14 protein-coding genes are annotated in these 17578 nt (G+C 66.4%); 11 read left to right on the plus strand and 3 right to left on the minus strand.

Annotation, left to right across the window (positions count from 1 at the left end; translation table 11 throughout):
- Positions 1-3: 3 nt before the first annotated feature.
- Positions 4-1077 (minus strand): ABC transporter ATP-binding protein, encoded by a 1074-nt coding sequence (locus tag DQG17_RS21295; protein ID WP_116135068.1) that lies wholly within the window; start codon positions 1075-1077, stop codon positions 4-6.
- 249 nt (positions 1078-1326) lie between these two features.
- Positions 1327-2760 carry an amidase gene (locus DQG17_RS21300; protein WP_116135070.1) on the minus strand — a complete coding sequence of 478 codons (1434 nt, stop codon included), beginning with the start codon at positions 2758-2760 and terminating at the stop codon, positions 1327-1329.
- Positions 2761-2964: 204 nt separating this feature from the next.
- Here DQG17_RS21300 and DQG17_RS21305 point away from each other — a divergent pair, with 204 nt between their 5' ends.
- A complete protein-coding gene (locus tag DQG17_RS21305; RefSeq protein ID WP_232829535.1) occupies positions 2965-3852 on the plus strand; it encodes an IclR family transcriptional regulator in 888 nt (295 codons plus the stop codon).
- A 50-nt stretch (positions 3853-3902) separates the two neighbouring features.
- On the opposite strand, the gene DQG17_RS21310 is transcribed toward DQG17_RS21305, so the two are convergent.
- The gene (locus tag DQG17_RS21310) at positions 3903-5204 is read right to left on the minus strand and encodes an ArgE/DapE family deacylase (RefSeq protein ID WP_116135074.1); all 1302 of its coding nucleotides are present in this window, start codon (positions 5202-5204) and stop codon (positions 3903-3905) included.
- Between the two features lie 384 nt (positions 5205-5588).
- On the opposite strand from DQG17_RS21310, the gene DQG17_RS21315 reads away from it, so the two are divergent.
- The 10 genes from DQG17_RS21315 (at position 5589) to feoB (ending at position 17569) form a co-directional block, all read left to right on the plus strand.
- Positions 5589-7175 (plus strand): ABC transporter substrate-binding protein, encoded by a 1587-nt coding sequence (locus tag DQG17_RS21315; protein ID WP_116135076.1) that lies wholly within the window; start codon positions 5589-5591, stop codon positions 7173-7175.
- Between the two features lie 77 nt (positions 7176-7252).
- Positions 7253-8194: an ABC transporter permease gene (locus DQG17_RS21320; protein ID WP_116135078.1), complete on the plus strand. Its 942-nt coding sequence runs from the start codon at positions 7253-7255 to the stop codon at positions 8192-8194.
- Positions 8194-9063 carry an ABC transporter permease gene (locus DQG17_RS21325; protein WP_116135080.1) on the plus strand — a complete coding sequence of 290 codons (870 nt, stop codon included), beginning with the start codon at positions 8194-8196 and terminating at the stop codon, positions 9061-9063. The genes DQG17_RS21320 and DQG17_RS21325 overlap by 1 nt, the downstream gene beginning before the upstream one ends.
- Positions 9064-9065: 2 nt before the next feature.
- Positions 9066-10688 (plus strand): ABC transporter ATP-binding protein, encoded by a 1623-nt coding sequence (locus DQG17_RS21330; protein WP_116135081.1) that lies wholly within the window; start codon positions 9066-9068, stop codon positions 10686-10688.
- A gap of 66 nt (positions 10689-10754) precedes the next feature.
- Positions 10755-12287: a M81 family metallopeptidase gene (locus DQG17_RS21335; RefSeq protein WP_116135083.1), complete on the plus strand. Its 1533-nt coding sequence runs from the start codon at positions 10755-10757 to the stop codon at positions 12285-12287.
- Positions 12274-13434 carry a M20 aminoacylase family protein gene (locus DQG17_RS21340; RefSeq protein ID WP_116135085.1) on the plus strand — a complete coding sequence of 387 codons (1161 nt, stop codon included), beginning with the start codon at positions 12274-12276 and terminating at the stop codon, positions 13432-13434. Before DQG17_RS21335 ends, DQG17_RS21340 begins: the two co-directional genes overlap by 14 nt.
- Positions 13431-14567 carry a M20/M25/M40 family metallo-hydrolase gene (locus tag DQG17_RS21345; protein ID WP_116135087.1) on the plus strand — a complete coding sequence of 379 codons (1137 nt, stop codon included), beginning with the start codon at positions 13431-13433 and terminating at the stop codon, positions 14565-14567. The genes DQG17_RS21340 and DQG17_RS21345 overlap by 4 nt, the downstream gene beginning before the upstream one ends.
- Positions 14568-14812: 245 nt before the next feature.
- A complete protein-coding gene (locus tag DQG17_RS21350) occupies positions 14813-15058 on the plus strand; it encodes a FeoA family protein (protein ID WP_116135089.1) in 246 nt (81 codons plus the stop codon).
- A gap of 4 nt (positions 15059-15062) precedes the next feature.
- Entirely contained in the window at positions 15063-15302 is a 240-nt protein-coding gene (locus DQG17_RS21355) for a FeoA family protein (protein WP_116135091.1), read from the plus strand.
- Positions 15299-17569: a Fe(2+) transporter permease subunit FeoB gene (gene feoB / locus DQG17_RS21360; RefSeq protein ID WP_116135093.1), complete on the plus strand. Its 2271-nt coding sequence runs from the start codon at positions 15299-15301 to the stop codon at positions 17567-17569. The genes DQG17_RS21355 and feoB overlap by 4 nt, the downstream gene beginning before the upstream one ends.
- The last annotated feature ends 9 nt before the right edge of the window (positions 17570-17578 follow it).

A 17578-nucleotide genomic window follows, 5' to 3' on the forward strand; every position in this document is an offset into this window, starting at 1 on the left:
GGCTCAGTCCCTCAGCACCTGGCCGGTGCCGGGCGCAAGCCTGACCCCCACCGTGTCGCCCACCGCGCGGGCCTCGTGGCCGCCGGGCTGGTTCTGTTCGCGCAGAACGAACCGCGTGTCGCCATCGAGCGCGACGTGATAATGCGTGTCGGTGCCGAAATAGACGATGTCGCTCAGCTTGCCCTTCAGCGCCGCCCCCTCGGGGTCGCAAAGGCTGGTGTGTTCGGGCCGGATCGCCAGCGTTGCAGCCCCGCGCGGGATCCCTTCGGCCGGTGCGTGGGCCGCGATTTCGGCGCCCGAGGGCAGCCGCAGCCGGGCCTGTTCATCTGCAAAATCAAGCACCTCGACGGCCAGAAAGTTCGTTTCGCCAATGAAATCGGCGACAAAGCGGTCGGTCGGCCGGTCATAGATTTCGCGCGGGCCACCGATCTGGCGGATCTGCCCGCCGTTCATCACCGCGATCCGGTCCGACATTGTCAGCGCCTCTTCCTGATCGTGGGTGACGAAGATGAAGGTGATCCCGGTCTCGGCCTGCAGCCGCTTCAGCTCCAGCTGCATCTCCTTGCGCAGCTTGTAGTCGAGCGCCGAAAGCGGTTCGTCGAGCAGCAGCAGCTTGGGCCTCGGCGCCAGCGCGCGGGCCAGCGCCACCCGCTGCTGCTGGCCGCCCGAAATCTCCGAGGTGCGCCGGCCGGCCATCTGGGTCATCTTCACCAGCGCCAGCATCTCGTCGACGGTCTGCTTCACCTCGGCCTTCGGGCGGTTCAGCATCTGCAGCCCGAAGCCGATGTTTTCCGCCACGGTCATGTGGGGGAACAGCGCATAGGACTGGAAGACCGTGTTCACGGGGCGGCGGAACGGCGGCAGGCCGAGCAGATCCTGACCGTCGAGCGTCACCCGCCCGGCGGTCGGGTCGACGAAACCCGCGATCACCCGCAGCAGCGTGGTCTTGCCGCAGCCCGAGGGGCCAAGCAGGGTGAAGAACTCGTTTTCCCGGATCGTCACGCTGACGTCGTCCAGCGCGATGAAGGTGTCGGTGCCATCACCGAACTCCTTCCTGACGCGGTCTATCTCGATCATTTTCCCCACCCCGAATTTTTGATCAACTTTTCTGTGGCGATCGAATTTCATGGCGGCGCCGGATTCAACCGGGGCCCTGATATCCGCGGCATTCTGTGACAGGCTTGCGGAAAATGGCGACGTCTCAAGCCACCATCGCCCGCATACTGTGCATTTGGCAAGGACGTACTCTTGTGCCTTCCGCTGGGGGAATTCGCCGCCACAACTCGCGTTGACGGTGTGGGACGCGAGTTGTGGCGGGCCACCGACTCAGCGCATGGCGGACATCGGCAGATCCATGGGCCAGGGGCGCATCGCCGGGCGCATCTGTTCCCAGGCGTGGGCCATGCGCAGCACGCCAAGATCGTCGAACCGGTGCCCCGCGATCTGCAAGGCCAGTGGCACTCCGTTGGCATCATAGCCGCAGCACAGCGCCACCGCGGGCTGTTCGCTCATGTTGAAGGGCAGGGTGAACCCGATCTGATCCATCGGCCGGGTAACGTCGTTGTTGGCATAGCCCCATTCGGCCGGGAAGCTCGCATTCGCCGACAGGGGCGACAGCACATAGTCAAATCCCTGCGTCGCGGCGACGGTCCGGTTGCGGATCACCACCGACTGCTCGAAGCCGCCGAAGACCTCGAAGCCGCTCAGACCGTCGGCAGACAAGGCCCATTCCAGATAGAGCGGCAGCACCCTGGCGCGCTGCTCCGGGCTCATCTTTGCCAGATCGGTCGCGGCCCGGACCCGCCAGAACAGTTCAAGCCCGTCCAGCATGTCGTTCGTCATCCAGGGGTCGATCGGTTCGACAATGGCGCCAGCCGCCTCGAAGGCGCGGGCCGCGGCCTCGACCGGCGGCAGGACCTGCGGGTCGAGCGCCATGCCGCAACCGGCCTCGAGCCACAGCCCGATCCGCACGCCTTTCAGATCCATGTCGAGATCGGTCCAGGGCAGCGCCTCGGGCGGCAGGTTCATGCTGTCGCGCTCTGCGGGGTCGGGGCGCGACAGCACCGCCATCATCAGCGCGGCGTCTTCGACCGTGCGGCACATCGGACCGGCGACGCGGCCCATGTAGGGCGGCGCAATCGGGATCCGGCCAAGGCTCGGCTTCAGCCCCACCAGCCCGTTCCAGCCGGCCGGAAAGCGGACCGACCCGCCGATGTCGGTGCCGATGTGGAACGGTCCGTATCCCGCCGCCCCCGCCGCCCCGGCCCCGGCGCTCGACCCGCCCGGGTTCATCGCGGTGTTCCAGGCATTGCGGGTCAAGGGGTGAAAGCTCGACAATCCCGACGAGAACATGCCGAATTCCGGCATCGTGGTCTTGCCGAGGATCACGGCGCCGGCCTCGCGCATCCGCGCGGCCGGGGGGGCATCCTCGGTCGCGGGGGAAAGCAGGCTTGCCGCCGAGCCGAGCGGCACGGGCACGCCTTTGGTTGCGATGTTCTCCTTGATCGTCGTGGGGATGCCGTCGATCGTGATGCCGTCGCGGGTGATCGGTGTGCCGGCCTGCCAGCGCGCCTCGGACTGCCGCGCCATCTGCAGCGCACCGTCAGGGTCGAAGGCATAGGTCGCGTGCAACTGCGGTTCGCAGCGCTCGATCTGGGCGATCACCGCCTCGGTGATCTCGACCGGCGATAGCGCGCCGTCGCGATAGCCCGACAGCATTTCGGTGGCGGAGAGGGCGTGAAGGGGAGGGGTTGCAGGCATCGTGGATCCTTCGGCAGATCGGTTTCCGGGGGTGCCGCTATCGCGTGGCGGACAGACGGCGCTGATTCGCGTTTGACGAGATATCGGCACGCATGTATTGATTGTTAATACACTTCAATCGTACATCGAACCTATCGGACCAGTAAACGATTTGCTCATCACATGTGCACCCGGTTTTCCGATTTGGCGGCCTTTCGGAGGAACATGACCAATTTTCCGGCAGACTTGAAACGGGGTCGTCCCGGCGGGCGGCGATCCGGGCGGGCGACGGCGGTCACAGGATATGACGGCCGCACCATGATTGCCCGCGGCACCGCGATTCCGCTCGACGAGGGCAGCACCGACCCGCTGTTCGTGCGGGCCGCGGCGCGGGCGATGGCGGTGCTGTCGGCGTTCCACTACGTCGACCGACCGCTCAGCCTGTCCGAGATCGCGAAGGAAACCGGGCTGGACCGCAGCACCACGCAGCGGATCGTGCACACCTTGCGCAAGCTCAACTATCTCCAGCGCGACGAGCACGATCGCGGCTTTGTTCCGGGGATCCGGATTTACGATCACATTTTCGATGCGATGCGGCTGAACGGTCTGATCCAGCGCGCGGTGCCCTATCTGCTCGATCTGCGAAGCAACGTGAACGAACGTGTGGACCTGTCGCTGATCGACGATCTGCGGCTGGTCTATGCGACCCGGCTGGAGCCCAAACGCGAGGTTCTGCATGCGATGCTGGTGGGGCTGAGCGTGCCGATCTGCTGCACCAGTTCGGGCTGGGCGGTGCTGTCGCGCCTGCCCGAGGAGGAGGCCCGCGATATCCTGCGCCGGTCGAACCTGCAGCGGTTCACCCCGCGGACGCTGGTCGACGAAGACGAGATCCTGGCGCGCGCGGCCGAGGCGGCCGAGCGTGGCTATGCCATTGCCATAGAACAGCTTCTTCCCGGCGAGATCGGGATTGCCGCGGCCGTGACCAACACCGACGGGCGGCCCGTCGGGGCGGTCGCGATCACCGCGCTCTTGTCCGACTGGACGCCGGAGGAGTTCGACCGTGCCATGTCGCCGGCCTTGATGCAGACAGTGAATGCGCTTGGCCGCTCGTGATCGGCTGCCGGACGGCCCTGCTGCCGGGCGCGCGGCCCGCATTCGCGGGGCTATCCGGCGGCAGGCTCCAGCCCGCACCAGTCAGCAATGAACAGCGCGATGGCCAGCGTCGTACGCTCCAGCGAGTCGATGTCGACGCATTCGTCGATCCCGTGCGAGGCATAGCTTTTCGCCCCATAGCAAAGCGTCGGGATGCCTTCGAACAGCGCGTTGACCCGGGCATCGAGATAGGCGGGCATGGCATGGCTGCCAAGCGGGCGGCCCATCGCGGCGCGATGCGCGCGGTCGAGCGCCGCCTCGGCCTCGGTCCCCTCGGGTTGCTCGTAGCCGTCCGCAAAGAACCCGTTCCAGATCAGCCGCGGCGAGTTCTGTGACAGGTAGGGATCGGCGGCGGCAATGCTGGCCAGCCGCGCCTCGATCTCGGCCGCACAGTCGGCCACGGACCAGTTCGGCAGGATCGAGATCCGGAAATCGACCGCGGCCGTCGCCGGCACCGAAGACGCCCATTCGCCGCCCTCGATCCGTCCGACGTTGAGGTTGATGGGCTTTGCCATCTGCCCCAGCAGCGGATGCTCGCCGCGCCGGTCGTTCCATTCGCGCTCCATTTCGCGCAGCGCGGCGATGGTGCGGATGGCCGCGTCTATAGCATTCGCACCGGCCCCCATGTCACTGACATGTTTCGGGATTCCCTGAAACTCCACACGAAACCACAAGACCCCGGTATTGGCGCGCACCAGGCTTTCGCCCGCCGGTTCGGGGATCAGCGCCGCTTCGGCGCGATAGCCGCGGAGATGGGTCATCAGCGCGCCGTTGCCGGTGCTTTCCTCCTCGACGACCGAGGCGAGATAGACCGTCGCGGCCGGCTGCCAGCCGCAGGCGGCCAGCGCATCGAGCGCGGCGATGGCACAGGCCAGCCCCGATTTCATGTCGCCCGCGCCGCGCCCGTACATCCGCCCGTCGCGGATGACGGCGGCATAGGGCGGGTCGGTCCACAGGTGTTCGGGCCCGGTCGGGACCACATCGACATGGCCCTGCAGCAGCAGCGAATGCCCGCGTCCGTCGCGCGGATTGTGGGTACCGACGACGATCGGAGCCTCGGAATGCTCGGCGCTCCAGCGCCCGGAGCCGGGATGCGCGGCAAGCGCTGTGCGGTCCATGGCGAACCGCTCGACGGCCAGTCCGCGCCGCGCGAATTCCTGCTGCAGGAAGTCCTGCACCGCATGCTCCTCGCCGCGCTGCGAGGGGCGGCGAACCAGTTCCTGGGTCAGTGCGATCTGGGCCGCGAAGCCCGCCTTGACGGCGGCGCCAAGCGTGGTGGGAAGGTCGGGGTCGAGCGGCGTGTGAGCGGTCATCTGGGGTCCATCGCGAGAAGATGCGGGCATCTGGGATTTCGGTGCGGCCCCGGAACACCCGCAAAGGCGGGCAAGGTGGTGCGGTGGTGGCGGGACCCGCGCAACCCTGTGCTGTCGGGTCGGGTGCGGTCAAGCGCCCGCGCAAGCGTCGGCGGACTGCGAGGCGCGACACTGCCAGACGGGCGCCGCCCGGACACGCCTTGCGAGACCGCTGGACGGGGTCGCAAGGCCGACCGCCTGCAGACTGGGCAGTGTGAGAACTTCCGCTCGTTTCCGAACAAATTCGTTTCGGCTCGCCTTCGCTCTACGCCAAGGTTCGCCTGGGATCCCGCACCGACGGGACCGAGACCAAACCGCCCAACAGACGACAGAGAGGATCTACTGATGACAGCCATTTGGAGTGGCCTTCGCACCGGATTTGCCGGCGCCGCCGCCTTGATGCTGACCACGGTTCTGCCTGCCCATGCCGAAAAGACCATCACCGCGGTGATGCATTCGGGCCTGCGGGTTCTGGACCCGGTGATTACCACCGCGCACATCACTCGCGACAACGCGTTCATGATCTATGACACGCTGGTGGCGCTGAATTCGGATTTCGAAGTCACGCCGCAAATGGCGAGCTTTGCTGTCTCGGACGACGGGCTGAGCTATACCTTCACGCTGCGCGACGGGCTGAAGTGGCACGATGGCGGCGATGTCACGCCGGCCGATTGCATCGCCTCGATCAAGCGCTGGATGCAGCGCGACGGCGGCGGCCAGATGATCGCCGACCGGATGGCGAGCCTTGAGGCCACTGGCGACAAGACCTTCGTGCTCACGCTCAAGGAACCCTTCCCCTATACGCTCGAGGCGATGGCCAAGACCTCGAGCCTGGCGCTGTTCATGATGCCCGAGCGCATCGCCAGCCAGCCCGCCGACGAGGCGATCACCGAATATATCGGCTCCGGCCCGTTCCGCTTTGTCACCGAGGAATTCCAGCCCGGCGTCAAGGTCGTCTATGAAAAGTTCGAGGATTATGTGCCGGCCGATGGCCCGCCGAGCTGGTTCTCGGGTGCCAAGGACGTCAAGGTCGACCGCGTCGAATGGGTGACGATGCCCGACGCCCAGACCTCGATCAACGCGCTGATGAACGCCGAGATCGACTTCATGGAGTTCGTCCCCGTCGATCTGCTGCCGCTGCTGGAAGGCATGCCGGGGATCCAGACCGAGGTGCTGGCGCCGCTTGGGTCCGTGACCATCGGGCGGATGAATTTCCTTTATCCGCCGTTCGACAACAAGAAGATCCGCCAGGCGGCGCTGATGGCGATCAGCCAGAACGACGTTCTGACCGCATTGCAGGGCAACCCGGACTATTTCAAGGTCTGCGGCGCGATCTTCGGCTGCGGCACCCCGTTCGAATTCGCCGACGGGTCCGACACCCTGACCTCGGGCGGCGATATCGAGGGCGCCAAGGCCTTGCTGGCCGAAGCCGGCTATGACGGCACGCCCGTCGTGCTGATGCAGCCGACCGACGTGGTCACCATCGCCCCGCAGCCTGTGGTCGCCGCCCAGGCGCTGCGCGAAGCGGGCTTCAATGTCGATCTGCAGCCGATGGACTGGCAGACCCTTGTCGGACGCCGCGCCAGCCAGTCCGCGCCCGACGATGGCGGCTGGAACATGTTCTTCACCAACTGGATCGTCCCCGAGGTGTCGAACCCGCTGGCCAACGTCATGCTGAACGGTCGTGGCGACGACGCCTGGTTCGGCTGGCCCGACGATCCCGAGATCGAGGCGCTGCGCACCGACTTTGCCAACGCCGTCGGGCTCGATGCCCAAAAGGCGGTGGCCGAAAAGATCCAGGCCCACGTGATGGACAACGTGAACTATATCCATCTCGGCCAGCTCTATTCGCCCTCGGCCTGGAGCGACACGCTGACCGGGGTCGAGCAAGCCCCGTTCCCGGTCTTCTGGGGCATCGACAAGACCGAGTGACGAACACAACCCGCAGATGACATCTTCCCCCGGCCGGACCGTCTGGCCGGGGCTCCAACGGATCGCAAGGACCCGAGATGCCCGTCTATTTCCTCCGCCGCGTACTGGCTGCCATTCCGGTGATGCTGGTCGTGGCAGTCTTCGTCTTCCTGTTGCTGCGCCTGACGCCGGGCGACCCGGCGGCAATCATCGCAGGCGACATGGCAACCCCCGATCAACTGGACAGGATCCGCACCACTCTTGGCCTCAACGATCCGCTGCATGTCCAGTTCGTGCACTGGATCGGGCAATTGATGCGCGGCGATTTCGGCACCTCGCTGATTTCGAACCAGCCGGTGATCCACCTTGTCGGCGACCGGATGTGGCCGACGATCTGGATCGCGCTGATCACCATCACGCTGTCGGTCGCGGTCGCGGTGCCGATGGGGGTCATGGCCGCCTGGCGCCATGGCAGCTGGATCGACCATCTGGTGATGACCTTCTCGGTGCTCGGCTTTTCGATCCCGGTCTTCGTGATCGGCTATCTGCTGATCATGGTCTTCGCGATCGACCTCAAGCTGCTGCCGGTGCAGGGATACATCGCGCCGACCAAGGATTTCGCCGGGTTCCTGCAACGCGCGATCCTGCCCGCGGTAACGTTGTCCTCGATCTATATCGCGCTGATCGCGCGGATGACCCGCGCCAGCCTGCTCGATGTGCTGGGCGAGGATTATGTCCGCACCGCCCGCGCCAAGGGCCTGACCGAGGGCCGGGTGCTGTTCCGCCATGCGCTGCGCAACGCCGCCGTCCCGGTGATGACCGTGATCGGCACAGGCTTTGCCCTGCTGATTTCGGGCGTCGTGGTGACCGAGAGCGTGTTCAACATCCCCGGACTTGGCCGGCTGACCGTCGACAGCATCTTTGCCCGCGACTATCCGGTGATCCAGGCGCTGATCCTGCTGACCGCGGGCATCTATGTGTTCGTCAATCTGCTGATCGACCTGTCCTATTCCTTCCTTGACCCACGGATCCGCTACTGATGGCCGAAAACCTCCTGCGCGGGGCCTTCCCGCTGTCGACCCGGGCGCTGGCCGAAAGGGTCGGCATCGCCCCCATGATCGCCGCCGCGGTGCTGCTGCTGATCCTGCTGGCCGCGATCTTTGCGCCGCTGATCGCGCCCCACGATCCGATCCACCAGAACCCGGTGATGCGGCTGAAACCGCCGTCGGCCGAGTTCTGGCTGGGCACCGACGCCTATGGCCGCGACCTGTTCAGCCGGGTGCTGTATGGCGCGCGCGTCTCGCTGATTATCGGGATCGGCGTCACCGTGCTTGCCGTCACGCTCGGCCTTGCCATCGGGCTCGTCTCGGGCTTTTTCCGCTCGGCCGATGCGGTCGTGATGCGGATCATGGACGGGCTGATGGCGATGCCCTCGGTTCTGCTCGCGATTGCCATCGTTTCGCTGATGGGCGCGAGCATCTGGACCGTCATGGCCGCGATCACCATCCCCGAGATCCCGCGCGTTGTTCGGCTTGTCCGCTCGATCGTCCTGTCGGCGCGCGAGGAACCCTATGTCGAGGCTGCCATGTCGCTTGGCACCTCGATGCCGCGGATCCTGTGGCGGCACCTGATGCCCAACACCTTCGCACCGCTGACGGTGCAGGCGACCTATGTCTGCGCCTCGGCGATCCTGACCGAGGCGATCCTCAGCTTTCTTGGCGCGGGCGTTTCGACCGAAACCCCGACCTGGGGCAACATCATGGCGGAATCGCGGGTCTATTTCCGGCTGATGCCCTCGCTGATCCTGTGGCCGGGTCTGGCGCTGTCGCTTTGCATCCTGTCGATCAACCTGCTGGGCGATGCCGCGCGCGACGTGCTCGACCCGCGCATGGGCAAGAGGGAGGACTGATCATGCCGGTACTGGAAATCGAGGATCTGCGGGTCGCCATCGACCGCAAGGACGGAAACGAAGTGCTGCGCGGCGTCTCGCTGACGATCGAGGCGGGCGAGACCGTGTGCCTTGTCGGCGAAAGCGGGTCGGGCAAGTCGGTCAGTTCGCTGGCCACCATGGGGCTGCTGCCGAAAGGCGCGCTGAAGGTGACGGGCGGGCGCATCCTGCTCGACGGGGAAAACCTGCTCGATCTGTCGGCGGCGCAGCTTCGCGAATGTCGGGCAACGCGGATGTCGATGATCTTTCAGGAGCCGATGACGGCGCTGAATCCGGTGCTGAAGGTCGGCGACCAGATCCGCGAGGTGCTGGAGGCGCACACGAAGATGTCGAATGCCGAGGCCCATGCCAAGGTCCTCGACATCCTCGATCAGGTCGGTCTGCCCGATATCGAACGCATGATGCGATCCTATCCGCACCAGCTTTCGGGCGGGCAGCGGCAGCGGATCATGATCGCCATGGCGCTGATCCTGGAGCCGCGGCTGCTGATCGCGGACGAACCGACGACAGCGCTCGACGTCACCACGCAAAAGCAGATCCTGAAGCTGATCAAGGACCTGCAAAAGCAGCACGGCACCGCGGTTCTGTTCATTACCCACGACATGGGCGTGGTGGCCGAGATCGCCGACCGCGTCTATGTGATGAACCGCGGCGAGATGGTCGAAACCGGCCCGCTGATGCAGATCCTTTCGGCCCCGGCCGAGGCCTATACACGGCAGCTTCTGTCCGCGGTGCCCTCGCTGGTGCCGCGCCAGGCCCGGCCGGTCAGCCGGCGCAATGTCGCGCTCGAGATTACCGACCTCGACAAGATCTATGGCGGCGGCGGCTTTCTGTCGAAGACCCGGACCACGCATGCCGCCAAGGGCGTCAGTCTGGAACTGAAGGCGGGGCGCACGCTCGGCATCGTCGGTGAAAGCGGATCGGGCAAAAGCACCGTGGCGCGCTGTGTCATGCGTCTGATCGACCCGACATCGGGCGGCATCAGGGTCGGCGGCCAGCAGATCAGCGGGCTGTCCCGGCGCGGTCTGCATCCCTATCGCAAGAAGCTGCAGATGGTGTTTCAGGACCCCTACCGCTCGCTCAATCCCCGGCTGACGATCGAGGAGAGCGTTATCGAGGGGCCGGTGAATTATGGCATGCCCCAGGCGCAGGCGCGGGCGAAGGCGGCGGAACTGCTGGAGCTTGTCGGGCTGCCCGCGGCGGCGGCCCGGCGCTATCCGCACATGTTCTCGGGCGGGCAGCGCCAGCGCATCGCCATTGCCCGCGCGCTGGCGATGGAGCCCGACCTGCTGGTCGCGGACGAGGCGGTCTCGGCGCTTGATGTCTCGGTGCAGGCGCAGGTGTTGCACCTGCTGGCCGAGATCCAGGACCGCACCCATATTGCGATCCTGTTCATCACCCACGACCTGCGGGTCGCGGCGCAGATCTGCGACGAGGTGGCGGTGATGCGGCAGGGCGAGGTGGTGGAATACGGCCCCACGGCCGGGGTTCTGGGGGCACCAAAGCACGACTATACCCGCGCGCTTCTGGCCGCGGCGCCGGGGCGGGACTGGGATTTCCCCAATTTCCGCCCCGTGGCGGCCTGAACGAAAGGCACCGCGCGCAACCCGCGCCGTGCCGTGAAACCCCTGAATGCTGATCAAGGACAGACCATGACACCCCCGCGCATTGCCATCGGCGGATTTCTGCACGAAACCAACACCTTCGCGCCGTCGAAGGCGACATACGACGACTTTGTCCACGGCGGCGGAGCGGGCCGGATGCTGCGCGGTGCGCCGATCCTGACGACCTACGCCGATGCCAATGCCGCGATCTCGGGCGCGATCCGGCACGGGCGCGCCGAGGGCTGGGACCTGATCCCGACGCTGTTCTGCGCCACCTCGCCCTCGGCCCATGTCACCGAAGACGCCTTCGAACGGATCGCGGGCGAGATGCTCGACATGATCGCCGCCGCCGGGCCGCTCGACGGCGTGTTCCTCGACCTTCACGGCGCCATGGTGACCGAGCATGTGAGCGACGGCGAGGGCGAGTTGCTGGCGCGCCTGCGCGACCGGATCGGCACCGAGGTGCCGGTGGTGGTCTGTCTCGATCTGCACGCCAACGTCACTCGCGCCATGTTCGAGCTGGCCGACCAGTTGCACAGCTATCGCACCTATCCCCATGTCGACATGGCCGAAACCGGGCTGCGCGGTGCCCGCGCGCTTGGCCGGATGCTTGCGGGCGCGCGGCCCGAAAAGGCGATGCGGGTGCCCGGATACATCCCGGCCATCGCCTGGCAATGCACCGCCGCCGAACCGGCGCGCGGGCTTTATGACCGGATGGCGGCGCTGGAGGCGGGCGAGCGTGACATGAGCTTCAACATGGGCTTTCCCGCCGCCGATTTCCCCGAATGCCAGATGTCGGTGCTGGCCTATGGCCCCGGTGCCGCCGAGGCCGCAGACACCCTGCTGGCCGAGATCGCGGCGGCCGAACCTGCCTTCAAGGGCCGGGTGTTGAGCCCTGACGCGGCGGTGGCCGAGGCGATGCGGCTGGCCGCCGATCCCGCCACCCGGGGGCCGGTCGTCATCGCCGACACACAGGACAACCCCGGTGCGGGGGCGAACAGCGACACCACCGGCATGATCCGGGCGATGGCTGCGGCTGGCGCGCGCGGGGCGATCGGCAACCTTTACGACCCGGCCGCTGCCAAAGCCGCCCATGCCGCGGGGCTGGGCGCGCGGGTGCACCTTTCCATCGGCGGCGCCTCCGGCATCCCGGGCGACAGCCCGTTCGAGGCCGAGTTTCTGGTCGAATGGCTCTCGGACGGCGAATTCACCGCCCACGGCCCCTATTATCGCGGCAGGCGGATCGACATGGGACCCTCGGCTTGCCTGCGCCTCGACGGTCTGCGCATCGTCGTGGTCTCGGCCAAGGCGCAGATGGCCGACCGCGACATGTTCCGGCAGGTCGGGATCCACCCCGAGGTCGAACCGATCCTGATCGTCAAGAGCTCGGTCCATTTCCGCGCCGATTTCGATCCCATCGCCGGGGCCCTGCTGACCGCGGCCGCGCCGGGACCGATGGCCCATGATCCGGCGTTGCTGCCATGGACCGACCTGCGCCCGGGCCTCCGGCTTGGCGCGCTCGGCCCTGCCTTTCAGCGCCCAGAGGACACCACCAAGGAGAACGCAGATGCCGGTCATTGACCAGATCGCAGAATTTGCCGACGAACTGACGACGATCCGCCGCGACCTGCACGAACACCCCGAACTGGGGTTTCAGGAGCATCGGACCGCCGGGATCGTCGCCGCGAAGCTGTCGGAGTGGGGGATCGAGGTGACGCGGGGCATCGGCGGCACCGGCGTCGTCGGCGTGCTGAAGGGCACGCGGCCGGGCAAGACCATCGGGTTGCGCGCCGACATGGACGCGCTGCCGATCCACGAGCAGACGAACCTGCCCTGGGCCTCGAAGACGCCGGGCGTGATGCATGCCTGCGGCCATGACGGGCACACGACCATGCTGCTTGGCGCCGCGCGCTATCTGGCCGGGAACCCGGATTTCGCCGGCACCGCCGTCTTCATCTTCCAGCCCGCCGAAGAGGGGCTTGGCGGCGCCCGCGCGATGATCGCCGACGGGCTGTTCGACCGCTTTCCCTGTGACGAGATCTACGGCATGCACAACGCGCCCCAGGACGATCCCGATGAGGTGGGGATCAAGAAGGGTCCGGCAATGGCGGGATCGGATTTCTTCGACATCCGGATCAGCGGCTGCGGCAGCCACGGCGCGCGCCCCGAGGACAGCCGCGACCCGGTGGTCATCGCCTCGTCCCTTGTCCAGCAGCTGCAGTCGATCGTGGCGCGCAACGTGCCCCCGACCAGCCCGGCGGTGGTTTCGGTCACCAAGATCCACGCGGGCGACGCCTATAACGTCATCCCGGAAACCGCGGAACTGGGCGGCACGATCCGGTTCTTCGACACTTCGGTGGGCGAGATGATCTCGGCCCGGCTGCGCGCGCTCTGCGAAGGTACGGCCAAGGGATACGGGGTCGAGATCGCGGTCGATATCCGCAACACCTTCGACGTGCTGGTGAACGATGCAGATCTGTCGGACGCGGTGCTGGATGCCGCCGCCGCGGTGGTCGGCGCCGGCAAGGCGGGGCTGAAGCAGGACCTGGTGATGGGATCGGAGGATTTCGCCGACATGCTGCGGGTGGTGCCCGGCGCCTATTGCACCGTGGGACATGCGGGCAGCGTACCGGTCCACAACCCGGGATATGTGCTCGACGATGCGATCCTGCCGGTCGGCGCCAGCATCTATGCAAATCTTGTGACCAGCCGAGGAGCCGCCGCATGACCGTCTGGAAAGATCTTCCCTTCGACACCGACGACATCATTGCCGGGCTGAAGCCCTGGATCGAATGCGAAAGCCCGACCTGGGATACCGCCGCGGTCGACCGGATGATGGATCTGGTCGCCTTCCGCTGCGCCGAACTTGGCGCCACGGTCGAACGCATCCCGGGCAGCTTGGGGCTTGGCGGGTCCGTCAGGGCGGCCTTCCCGCACCCGAGGATGGGCACGCCCGGGATCATGATCACCGGCCATTTCGACACCGTGCACCCGGTGGGGACACTGGCCAAGAACCCGTTCCGGCGCGAGGGCGGCAAGGTCTATGGCCCCGGCATCCAGGACATGAAGGGCGGCAACTACATCGCGCTCGAAGCAATCCGGCGGATCCAGGAGGCCGGGATCGAGACGCCGCTGCCCATTGTCGCGCTGTTCACCCCCGACGAGGAAATCGGCACGCCCGCGACCCGCACCCTGATCGAGACCGAGGCGAAGCGGTCGAAATACGTGCTCTGCCCCGAGCCATCGCTCGAGGATAACGGCGTCTGCACCGGCCGCTATGCCATCGCGCGGTTCAACCTGACGGCCGAGGGCAAGCCTTCGCACGCCGGGGTCGATCCCAAGGGCGGCGTCTCGGCGGTGCGCGAACTGGCCCGCCGGATCATCGAGATCGAAGAGATGACGACCGAGGCCTGCACCTATTCGTGCAACAACGTCACCTCGGGGCGCTGGGTCAATTGCGTGCCCTCGTTCGCCTCGGCCGAATGCCTGTCGATGGCCCGCGAACAGGCCGACCTCGATGCCGGAGTGGCGCGGATGCTGGATCTGTCGGGGCAGCGCAACGGGGTGACGTTCACCGTCACCCGCGGGGTGACCCGGCCGGTCTGGGAGCCAGAGATGCCCGGCACCATGAGGCTCTACGAGGCCGCCAAGGCAATCGCGGCCGAGATCGGGCTTGGAATGCCGCATCGCAGTCAGGGCGGTGGATCGGACGCCAATTTCACCGGCGCGCTTGGCATTCCGAGCCTGTGTTCGCTGGGGGTCAAGGGCGCGGGCTATCACACGCTCGAGGAACATATCGACGAGGCCATGATCGTGCCGCGCACGCAGATCATGGCCGGGCTTCTGACCACGCTTGCCTGAGCTGTCGCACGGGGCGGGGCCGTCTGGCGCCGCGCCCCGTGCAGTTTCGAAATCCGCCGAGGTCTTGAGCCACCGCCTTGAAACGGCCCAATAGTTCGGCGGCTCGTCCGCGCGGGCCCCGTGTATACTTGACTAACTTAGTCAGAAAAGATATCCGGGTCTTGGCCTTTTTGTCCGAGCAGACGCGCCCTCTCAGAAAGACCTAGCGATTTCAAAGAGAAAGTGGCCATGCCACTGAGAACGCCATGAGTCTTGCCGGTCTACCCCTGTCACTCGCCCCCTGTGGCACCCTCAAAGTTACGGCCATCGCCGGAGATCTGGCCACCCGCGGCCAGCTGCAGGACATGGGGATCCAAACCGGCAAGCGCCTGCAACTTTTGCAATCCGAGATGGACGAGGGCGTGGTCATTGCCCTTGGCGACACAAGGGTCGCACTGGGGCAGGATCTGGCCAGAAGGATCCTGGTGACACCGGTGGAAAAGGGCAGGTGAGGCGATGACTCTCAAGCTGAAGGATCTTGCGGTCGGTGACCGTGCGGCGGTTACCGGATACGGCAAAGGCGGTCAGGCTTATCGTCAGAAGCTTCTGTCCATGGGGCTGACCCCGGGGATCGAGATCCGCGTCACCCGGGTCGCGCCATTGGGCGATCCGGTCGAGATCCGGGTTCGCGGCTATGCCCTTTCCTTGCGGCGCGACGAGGCCGACACGCTTGAGATTCGGAGGATAGACGCATGAGCGACGTGCAGATCGCCATTGCCGGCAACCCCAATTGTGGCAAGACCACGCTGTTCAACGCCCTGACCGGCAGCCGCCAGCTGGTCGGCAACTGGCCCGGCGTGACGGTCGAGAAGAAGGTCGGACACTTTACTCATGCCGGGGCGGCGATCGAACTTGTGGACCTGCCCGGCGTCTATTCGCTGTCGGTTGCGGGCGGGGCGACCTCGCTCGACGAACGGCTGGCGCGCGACTTCATCCTGTCGAACAAACCCGATCTGATCGTCGACATCATCGACGCCTCGAACATCGAACGGAACCTCTATCTCACCGTCCAGTTGCTCGAGATGGGCGTGCCGATGCTGGTGGCGCTGAACATGATGGACGTGGCACGCGCTCATGGCGTCACCGTCGACGCCGCGGCGCTGTCGGCGCGGCTTGGCTGCCCGGTGGTGCCGCTGGTTGCGGCCGAAGGGCAGGGGCTCGACCTCCTGAAGGACGAAATGCTGCGCGCGGCCCGCGCCCGGCACGTCCCGACCGCCAAGCTGCAGTTCGATGCGGCGGTCGAAAGCGTGATTGCCTCGCTCGAACCCTTCGTCGTCGCCTCGATCGAACATGCCGACCCGCGCTGGCTGGCGATCAAGCATCTGGAGGGCGACGAGCTGTGCCCGGTCATGACCGATCCCGCGGTCATCGTCGAGGCCGACCGCCTGCGCGACGCCCTCGAGCAAGCGACCGATATGGAGGCCGACACCGCCATCGCCTGTGGCCGCTATGATTTCGTCACCGAGATTGCGGGCGAGGCGGTGCGCCGCAACGCCGAGCTCAGCCGTACCCTGTCGGACCGGCTCGACAAGGTCGTTCTCAGCCGGATCTTCGGCATCCCGATCTTCCTGGCGGTCATGTACGGCCTTTTCACCGTCACGATCTCGCTTGGCGGGGCGTTCATCGATTTCTTCGACATTCTCGCCGGCGCGATTTTTGTCGACTGGCCGGCGGCGGCATTGCAGGCGGTCAGCGCACCCGCCTGGGCCACCACGCTGATCGCAGACGGGGTCGGCGGCGGCATCCAGACCGTGGCGACCTTCGTGCCCATCGTGGGCCTGCTGTTCCTGTTTCTCTCGGCGCTGGAGGATTCGGGATACATGGCGCGCGCGGCCTTCGTGATGGACCGCTTCATGCGGATGGTCGGGCTGCCCGGAAAGGCATTCGTGCCGCTGATCGTCGGTTTCGGCTGTAACGTGCCGGCAATCATGGCGGCACGCACGCTCGACAACCCCCGCGACCGTACGCTGACGGTGATGATGGCGCCGTTCATGTCCTGCGGCGCGCGGCTGGCGGTCTTTGCCCTGTTCGCCGCCGCCTTCTTCCCGACCGGCGGTCAGAACCTTGTCTTCGCGCTCTATATCCTTGGTATCCTTGCGGCGGTTGGCACCGGGCTGCTGCTGAAATCGACCCTGCTGCGGGGCGAAAGCTCGCCCTTCGTGATGGAACTGCCGGCCTATCACCTGCCGCGGCTGCGCGCGGTCGGGATGCGCGCCTGGGACCGGTTGAGAGCCTTCATCCTCGGCGCCGGCAAGATCATCGTCGTCATGGTGGTGGCGCTCAGCTTCCTCAATTCATGGGGCACCGACGGGAGCTTCGGCAACGAGGACACCGACGCCTCCGTCCTGTCCGAGATCGGCCGCACGATGATGCCCGCCTTCGCGCCCATGGGCCTGCAGGAAGACAACTGGCCCGCCGCGGTCGGGCTGTTCACCGGGATTCTCGCCAAGGAAGCGGTCGTCGGCACGCTGAACACGCTTTATTCGGGGATGGGCGACACCGCGGCCGAGGAGGGCCCCAGCTTTGCCCCGTTCGCAGCCATCGGCGAGGCTCTGGCCTCGGTGCGCGACAACCTTGCGGCGCTGGCAAGCGGCGGGGCGACCGCCACCGCCGAGATGCCGGGCAGCTATGGCACCATGGCGGCACTGTTCGACGGGCAGGCAGGGGCCTTTGCCTATCTGCTGATGATCCTGCTCTATACCCCCTGCGTTGCGGCGCTTGGCGCCATGGCGCGGGAATCGGGCTGGCAATGGGCCGCTTTCGCGGCAAGCTGGACCATGCTGCTCGGCTATGGTTCGGCCGTCATCTTCTATCAGGCGGCGACCGTGACCCGCCATCCGCTCGGCTCGCTCGAATGGATCGTGGCAGTTCTGCTGGTCTTCTGCGCGGTGTTCGCAGCGCTTCGGCTGCGTGGACCGCGGTTCGCGACCGGCAGGCAGCACCGGCCGGTGGTGGCAGAGTAGGGGGGCAGA

Origin of the sequence: Tropicimonas sp. IMCC34043, assembly GCF_003390845.1 — a bacterium.
Taxonomy (GTDB): Bacteria; Pseudomonadota; Alphaproteobacteria; order Rhodobacterales; family Rhodobacteraceae; genus Tropicimonas.

What these genes read in the sequence shown, in the direction of transcription:
- DQG17_RS21315 (WP_116135076.1), top strand. Translation starts at nt 5,589, where the DNA reads ATGACAGCCATTTGGAGTGGCCTTCGCACCGGATTTGCCGGCGCCGCC.
- DQG17_RS21310 (WP_116135074.1), bottom strand. Translation starts at nt 5,204, where the DNA reads ATGACCGCTCACACGCCGCTCGACCCCGACCTTCCCACCACGCTTGGC.
- DQG17_RS21345 (WP_116135087.1), top strand. Translation starts at nt 13,431, where the DNA reads ATGACCGTCTGGAAAGATCTTCCCTTCGACACCGACGACATCATTGCC.
- DQG17_RS21325 (WP_116135080.1), top strand. Translation starts at nt 8,194, where the DNA reads ATGGCCGAAAACCTCCTGCGCGGGGCCTTCCCGCTGTCGACCCGGGCG.
- DQG17_RS21300 (WP_116135070.1), bottom strand. Translation starts at nt 2,760, where the DNA reads ATGCCTGCAACCCCTCCCCTTCACGCCCTCTCCGCCACCGAAATGCTG.
- DQG17_RS21335 (WP_116135083.1), top strand. Translation starts at nt 10,755, where the DNA reads ATGACACCCCCGCGCATTGCCATCGGCGGATTTCTGCACGAAACCAAC.
- DQG17_RS21320 (WP_116135078.1), top strand. Translation starts at nt 7,253, where the DNA reads ATGCCCGTCTATTTCCTCCGCCGCGTACTGGCTGCCATTCCGGTGATG.
- DQG17_RS21350 (WP_116135089.1), top strand. Translation starts at nt 14,813, where the DNA reads ATGAGTCTTGCCGGTCTACCCCTGTCACTCGCCCCCTGTGGCACCCTC.
- DQG17_RS21330 (WP_116135081.1), top strand. Translation starts at nt 9,066, where the DNA reads ATGCCGGTACTGGAAATCGAGGATCTGCGGGTCGCCATCGACCGCAAG.
- DQG17_RS21340 (WP_116135085.1), top strand. Translation starts at nt 12,274, where the DNA reads ATGCCGGTCATTGACCAGATCGCAGAATTTGCCGACGAACTGACGACG.
- DQG17_RS21305 (WP_232829535.1), top strand. Translation starts at nt 2,965, where the DNA reads ATGACCAATTTTCCGGCAGACTTGAAACGGGGTCGTCCCGGCGGGCGG.
- DQG17_RS21355 (WP_116135091.1), top strand. Translation starts at nt 15,063, where the DNA reads ATGACTCTCAAGCTGAAGGATCTTGCGGTCGGTGACCGTGCGGCGGTT.
- DQG17_RS21295 (WP_116135068.1), bottom strand. Translation starts at nt 1,077, where the DNA reads ATGATCGAGATAGACCGCGTCAGGAAGGAGTTCGGTGATGGCACCGAC.
- feoB (WP_116135093.1), top strand. Translation starts at nt 15,299, where the DNA reads ATGAGCGACGTGCAGATCGCCATTGCCGGCAACCCCAATTGTGGCAAG.